The organism is Pseudoalteromonas sp. SG44-1, from assembly GCF_014164315.1.
Classification (GTDB): Bacteria; Pseudomonadota; Gammaproteobacteria; order Enterobacterales; family Alteromonadaceae; genus Pseudoalteromonas; species Pseudoalteromonas rhizosphaerae.
In genome coordinates this window covers 1-1,088 of the sequence record NZ_JACJEW010000188.1, presented here as the reverse complement: position 1 = coordinate 1,088, position 1,088 = coordinate 1, and the positions used below count along the sequence as shown (strand labels likewise).

1 protein-coding gene is annotated in these 1,088 nt (G+C 39.1%); it reads left to right on the top strand.

Annotation, left to right across the window (positions count from 1 at the left end; all coding sequences use genetic code 11):
* Positions 1 to 101: 101 nt before the first annotated feature.
* The coding region (locus H5187_RS25255) for an IS1182 family transposase (RefSeq protein ID WP_182798488.1) at positions 102 to 1,088 on the top strand (987 nt) is incomplete at its 3' end.

The window sequence follows — 1,088 nt, the reverse complement described above, 5'->3', positions numbered from 1 at the left end:
AGTATCTGCTGCTTATGATCGATTAATCTATACATTTAGTTCACTTAATATACTGATATTTATATAATAAGACTATTGATTCAGTCGAGGGTTGAGGCAATATGTCAAAGTTTATAAGCGGTGAAAGTCGTGACCAATCAACGTTATTTCCAGAATCGCTGGAAGATTACGTCAGTGAAGATAATACGGTCAGAGTGATTGATGTTTTCATTGAGGAACTAAATCTAGCTGAATTGGGGTTTAAAGGATTAATCTTAAAGTCCACAGGCCGCCCTAAGTATCATCCAGCCACACTATTAAAGCTTTATCTTTATGGTTACCTCAACCGTATTCAATCATCTCGCCGATTAGAAACCGAATGCCAACGCAATATTGAACTGATGTGGCTACTTGGTAAGTTGGCACCCGACTTTAAAACGATTGCTGATTTTAGAAAAGACAACGGAGGCGGTATAAAAAATGTGTGCAAAACGTTTGTTGAAGTCTGTCGTCGCCTGAATATGTTTGAGAAACCAGTTGTTGCCATCGATGGTAGTAAGTTTAAAGCTAGCAACAACAAAGGCAATAATTTTACGCCAAGCAAAGTTAAATTTCACATCGACCGAGTCGAAAAGAACATTGAACGTTATCTTGAATTACTTGATGAAGCCGATAAAGAGCAAGCTAACGTCACAAAAATTAAAGCCACAAAAGAGAGGCTAGCTGACTTTCGCAGCCAGTTAAAAAAACTATACGAGATTAAAGAACAAATTGAAGCTCATCCTGACAAGCAAATATCCACTACTGATCCTGATTCACGTTTAATGAAAACTCAAGGTTTTACAAGAGTTGTGAGTTATAACGTACAAAGTGCGGTTGATACCAAGCACCACCTCATAGTGGCACATGACGTGACCAACGTGCCAGATAGAGGCCAGCTTGCGTCAATGACAAAACTCGCACAAGAAGCATTGCGCAAGAAAAATATACGGGTATTAGCAGATAAAGGTTACTTCAGTCAGCCTGATATAAAAGACACTATCGATTTGGGTGCAGAGCCAATCATGCCCAAGACGGATACATCGTCCTCTGAAAAGAAAGGGATATTT